Source organism: Gemmatimonadales bacterium, assembly GCA_035502185.1.
Taxonomy (GTDB): domain Bacteria; phylum Gemmatimonadota; class Gemmatimonadetes; order Gemmatimonadales; family JACORV01; genus Fen-1245.
On record DATJUT010000033.1, the window covers coordinates 1 to 5,307 of the forward strand.

Below are 5,307 nucleotides of genomic sequence, written 5' to 3' on the forward strand. Positions count from 1 at the left end.
ACGTAGAGCACCAGGGTGGCCAGCGCGACCGCGCCCGCCATCAGGTACGGGGGCCGCTGGTCCGGAACGTCGGATTCGGTAGAGGTCATCCGTTCCTCGCGAAGTGCCGGAACATATCCCCGCGCCGGGCCGAGGCCAAGCCGGAGCCTTCCCCCCGTGGCGAGTTATACTTACGGCTCGTCGGCAGCCCATTCTGCGGCACGTGGCGGCCCCCGGCCGGTGGGCTCCGGCCGGGATCCGGTGTCGGCCATGCAAAGGAGACATCGCCGTGAACCAGCGGTTGCGAACCTGTGGCGGAGCCGCGCTGGTGCTGGTGGCCTCGCTGCTGTGGCACTCCGGCCTCGCGGCGCAGGCGCCGCAGGACTCCGTGCTGCGGCGCCAGCAGCGGACGATTGACTCGCTGGCGGCCGTCATGCGCGCGATGCAGGCCCGCCTCGACAGCCTCGGCACGGCGCAGGTCGCCGCGCTCGACACGTCGGGCGGCCTGGACGCGATCCGGGCCGCCGCGCTCGCGGCCGCGGGCAGCGACACGGCCGAGCTGAGCCAGGTGGGGGGCCGGACCGGCGGGCGGAGCGCGAGCCTCGCCAATCCGGAGGTCAGCATTACCGGCGACGTCCGGGCGGGCATCGACCGCCCGGGACCGCAAACCCGGCCGTTCTTCCCGCGGGAGTTCGAGCTCGGGCTGCAGTCGGCGCTCGACCCGTTCTCCGTCGCCAAGGTGTTCATCTCGTTCTCCGAAGAGGGCGTGGACGTCGAGGAGGCGTACGCCTACTGGACCGGATTGCCCGGCCACTTCCGCGTGGACTTCGGGAAGTTCCGCCAGCAGGTCGGCGAACTGAACCGCTGGCACCTGCACGCGCTCCCCGAGGATGAGTACCCGCTGGTGCTGCAGCGCTACCTGGGCGAGGAGGGTCTCTCGGCCACCGGCGTCTCGCTCTACGCGCCGCTCCCCTTCTCCGGCCGCGCGGGCACCTACGAGTGGTACGGCCAGGTGACGCGCGGCGACAATACTACCCTGTTCGCCGCCGGCAACCGGCCGGCCTACCTGTCGCAGCTGTCGGGCTTCTGGCAGCTCTCGCGCGCCACGTACGCCCAGCTGAGCGTCACCGGGATCTATGGCGAGAATGCCGACTCGAGCCTGAAGACCACGGTGGGTGCCGTGGCGGCGCGGTTCAGCTGGCGGCCGCCGGAGGAGGCCAAGTACAAGGAGCTCACGATCCGCAGCGAGGTCTTCGCCTTCCACCGCCAGATCGCCGGCACGGGCCCCACGAGGTTCGGCGGCTACGTGGACGCCACCTGGAAGCTCTCCAGCCGGTTCGTCGTCGGCGTGCGCGGCGACCTGGTCGAGCCGCCCCCGCCCCTGAGCGGCCGCGAGGGGCAGATCGTCCCGACGCTGATGTTCTGGCAGAGCGAGTTCGTGTACCTGCGCGCGCAGTGGACGCACCACCGCGACGTCGCCGCCAACACCACGGACCGGTTGGGCCTCCAGGTCGTCTGGGCCATGGGTCCCCACAAACACGAGCTATTCTGATGATCGCGATTCTTGCCGGCCTGCTGGCGATCTCCGGCCTCGCTCCCGGCTCCCGTCCCGTCGGCGGCGCCGCGGCCGGACCCCTCGCGCCCATCCGCATCGTGACCACGCTGACGACCTACGCGTCCATCACCCGCGAGATCGTGGGCGACCGGGCCACCGTCACGTCCATCGCCGAGGGCGACGAGGACCCCCACTTCGTCCAGCCGCGCCCCAGCTTCGTGCCGGCGCTGCGGGACGCCGACCTGTTCGTGACGACGGGGATGGATCTCGAGCTGTGGGTGCCGGCGCTCGAGGACCGCGCCAGCAACACGAAGGTCCGCGACGGAGGTGTCGGCTACGTGCCCGCCTTCCGCGGGATCCGGCTCATGGAGGTACCGACCAACCTGAGCCGGACCCAGGGCGACATCCACGTGGACGGTAATCCGCACATCGCCATGGATCCCATCAACGCCATCATCATCGCGCGCAACATCCTGGCGGGACTCCAGCGGGTGGACGCCGCCAATGCGGCGTTCTATGCCGACCGTGAGCGCGACTTCGAGATGCGGATCCTCCAGGCCACGTTCGGCGAGGACCTGGTGCGCGTCCTGACGCCGGCAACGCTGTTCGACCTCGCCAACAGCGACCGCCTGGTGTCGTTCCTCCAGCAGACCAGGTATCAGGGCCAGCCCCTGTGGAGCCGGCTGGGCGGCTGGATGAAGGAGGCCGAGCCGTTCCGGGGACGCGAGATGGTGTGCTACCACAAGGAATGGTCGTACTTCAGCCGGCGGTTCGGCGTGGAGTGCGTGGAGTACATCGAGCCCAAGCCGGGCATCCCACCGACGCCGCGCCACGTGGAGGAGGTCATCAATCTGATGCGCGAGCGGCACATCCCGGTGCTGTTCGCCTCCAACTTCTACAGCCACCAGCAGATCCGGGAAGTGGCCGAGCGCACCGGCGCGACTGCGGTCGTGGTGCCGGCGAACACCAACGGCGCGCCGGGCGTCAACACCTATTTCGACCTGGTCAACCTCTGGATCGGCGAGCTCGCCCGCGGGTTCGCGGCGCCGGCCGTGGGCACCCGATGATCGAGCTGATGCTGGCGCCCTTCGTGGCCTGCATGCTCCTCGTGGCCATTCACGGCTACTTCGGCCTCCACGTGGTGGCGCGCGGCGTCATCTTCGTGGATCTGGCGCTCGCCCAGATGGCGGCGCTCGGGGCGACGGTGGGGCTGCTGTTCCACGTCGTGCACAACGACGCCACCTCGCAGCTGTTCGCGATCGGCGCCATCGCCTGCGGCGCCGCCGTCCTGGCCTGGACGCGCACCAAGGAGCGCGGCCGGGTCCCGCAGGAGGCCATCATCGGCGTCGTGTACGTCGTGGCCTCGGCCGCCGCCATCCTGATCGCGGAGAAGGCGCCGCGCGGCGAGGACGTTATCAAGGACATGCTGGTCGGCAGCCTGCTATGGGTGACCTGGCCCACGATCGCCAAGGACGCGATCGCCTACGGGTTGCTGGGCCTGTTCCTGTTGATCTATCACCGCCGGTTCGAGACCATCTCGTTCGAGCCGGCCGTGGCGGCCGCCAAGGGGTGGCGGGTGCGCTGGTGGGACTTCTGGTTCTATCTCGCCTTCGGCGTCACGGTGACGTTCTCCGTGCCCATCGCGGGCGTGCTCCTGGTGTTCAGCTTCCTGGTGGTGCCGGCGCTGACGGCGGTGCTGTTCGCCCGCACGCCGCGCACGATGATGCCGATCGCGTGGTCCACGGGCATGGTCGCGTGCCTCGCGGGTCTCGTCGTGTCGTACGCGTACGACCTGCCGACGGGACCGCTGGTCGTCTGCATGTTCGGCCTCGTCCTGGCCGTGGCGGCCCTGGTGCGGCGCTTCATCCTGCCCGTACCGCTGACCGAGCCCATCGAGCCGGAGGGCGGCGCCGGATCCCCGTGAGCCTCGAAGGGACGTCCCTCGCCGGACCGGCGCGCGCGAACGCCCTCGAGGTCGAGCACCTGACCGTACACTTCGGCGCCTCTCCAGCCCTGAACGACCTTTCCTTCTCGGTTCCGGCGGGCGCCGCTCTTGCCGTGATCGGACCGAACGGCGCCGGCAAGACCGTCCTCTTCCGGGCGCTGGTGGGCGCAATTCCCTGCGAGGGGGTCGTACGCTGGGCTCCCGGCACCAGACTCGGCTACGTCCCCCAGAAGCTCGATCTCGAGCGCAACCTGCCCATCACCGGGCGGGACCTGCTGGGCGCCCGCGCCCGGATCGGACACTCGCCACCGGCCGCGGCACGCGACTCGCTCTCCCGGCTGAGCCTTCCCACGAGCGTCCTGGACACGCCGATCGGCATGCTCTCCGGCGGGCAGTTCCAGCGACTGCTCATGGCCTTCGCCCTGCTGGGCGGCCCGACCGTGCTGCTCCTCGACGAGCCCACGGCCGGCGTGGACGAGCCGGGGCAGGAACAACTCACCGAGGCGGTGCACCGGCTGCAGGAGGAGCAGGGGGTCACCGTCCTGATGATCTCCCACGACCTCACCGTCGTGTACCGCTACGCCAGTGCCGTCCTGTGCCTGAGCCCCGAGTACAGGTGCTTCGGCGTCCCCAAGAGCGTCCTGACGCCCGACACTCTCACCCAGCTCTATGGGGCGCCGGTAGGGCTCCACATCCATGACCAGCCCCGCAGCTAGCACCCTCCTCCTCTCGGCCGTGACCGCCGTGGCGGCCGGGTTGATGGGATGCTACGCGCTGATGCGCCGCATGACGCTGGCCGGCGATGCCCTCTCGCACGTGGCGCTCCCGGGGATCGGGCTCGCCCTGCTCCTGGGGTTCCACCCGCTCGCGGGCGCCCTGGCCGCGCTGCTTGTCGGTGCCGGCCTGATCTGGGCACTGGAACGGCGGACGCGGATCAGCACGGAGACGGTGATCGGCGTCGTGTTCTCGACGGCCCTCGCCGTCGGGGCCCTGCTCACCACGGGCGAGGAGCTGGTGGACGCCCTGTTCGGCGCGCCGGCGGCGCTCACCCCGTGGGAGCTGGGCGTCGGCCTCGTCGGCTCGGCCCTGGTGATCGCCTTCGCCGTCCTGGCGAGAGACCGCCTCATCGTGGCGCTGGTCTCGCCCGACATCGCGCGTACCTCCGGCATCGACGTGCCGCGCCTCAACCTGCTCTTCCTCGTCGCCTTCGCCGTGACGGTGGCGCTCGGGCTGCGCTACCTGGGCGTGCTGCTGATGGGATCGCTGGTCATCATCCCGGCGGCAACCGCGCGGAGGCTCGCCCGCAATCTGGCAGGCATGTTCGCCGTCTCGGTCGCCGTCGCCGTGTTCGCAACCGTGGCCGGGACCTTCGTGGCGACCGGTCTCGGGCGGGCGAGCGGACCGATCATCGTGACGATCGCCGCGGGATGCTTCCTCCTGGCCACGGCGTACCAGCCGAAGCGCTGATCCCTGCCGCCTGAGGAATCCGGCTTGCGCCGGCCGGGCGGACGCAGTCGCGCGCGCTGCCGCGAACGCTGTGGGGCACCACGTACACGGTGAGCATGAGCAGCGTCGCGGACACGACGAGCCAACGGGCCTCCCTCCGGTGCCGGGCGAGCGCGACCCCGGCCGCGGCCCACCCGATCCACATCAGGGCGGTCTTGTTGTCGGTGAGGTCCCAGCCGAACGGGACCCCGGTCCAGTAGTCGCCGAACGCGACCTTTTGAGCGATGGGGCCCAGGATGAGCCCGCCCAGCGTGAGGCCGGCCAGGGTGATGACCGCCAGCGCCCGTTGCTCCGGGCGGTCGAGCGCCGCCGCGAGGCCCGC

General features: G+C 70.8%; 6 protein-coding genes. 5 read left to right on the forward strand and 1 reads right to left on the reverse strand.

Features of this window, described 5'->3' with window-relative positions; genetic code table 11:
• The first annotated feature begins 268 nt into the window (after positions 1-268).
• The 5 genes from VMF70_04750 to VMF70_04770 are packed head-to-tail and all read left to right on the forward strand — an operon-like array spanning position 269 to position 4,946.
• Positions 269-1,531, forward strand: a complete 1,263-nt coding sequence (locus VMF70_04750; protein ID HTT67316.1) for a hypothetical protein — start codon at positions 269-271, stop codon at positions 1,529-1,531.
• Positions 1,531-2,601: a metal ABC transporter substrate-binding protein gene (locus VMF70_04755; GenBank protein ID HTT67317.1), complete on the forward strand. Its 1,071-nt coding sequence runs from the start codon at positions 1,531-1,533 to the stop codon at positions 2,599-2,601. The genes VMF70_04750 and VMF70_04755 overlap by 1 nt, the downstream gene beginning before the upstream one ends.
• Entirely contained in the window at positions 2,598-3,458 is an 861-nt protein-coding gene (locus VMF70_04760) for an iron chelate uptake ABC transporter family permease subunit (protein ID HTT67318.1), read from the forward strand. The genes VMF70_04755 and VMF70_04760 overlap by 4 nt, the downstream gene beginning before the upstream one ends.
• Entirely contained in the window at positions 3,455-4,195 is a 741-nt protein-coding gene (locus VMF70_04765; GenBank protein ID HTT67319.1) for a metal ABC transporter ATP-binding protein, read from the forward strand. Before VMF70_04760 ends, VMF70_04765 begins: the two co-directional genes overlap by 4 nt.
• A complete protein-coding gene (locus tag VMF70_04770; GenBank protein HTT67320.1) occupies positions 4,176-4,946 on the forward strand; it encodes a metal ABC transporter permease in 771 nt (256 codons plus the stop codon). Before VMF70_04765 ends, VMF70_04770 begins: the two co-directional genes overlap by 20 nt.
• Here VMF70_04770 and VMF70_04775 read toward each other — a convergent pair.
• On the reverse strand, positions 4,885-5,307 hold a 423-nt coding region (locus VMF70_04775; GenBank protein HTT67321.1), incomplete at its 5' end, for a hypothetical protein. The genes VMF70_04770 and VMF70_04775 overlap by 62 nt on opposite strands.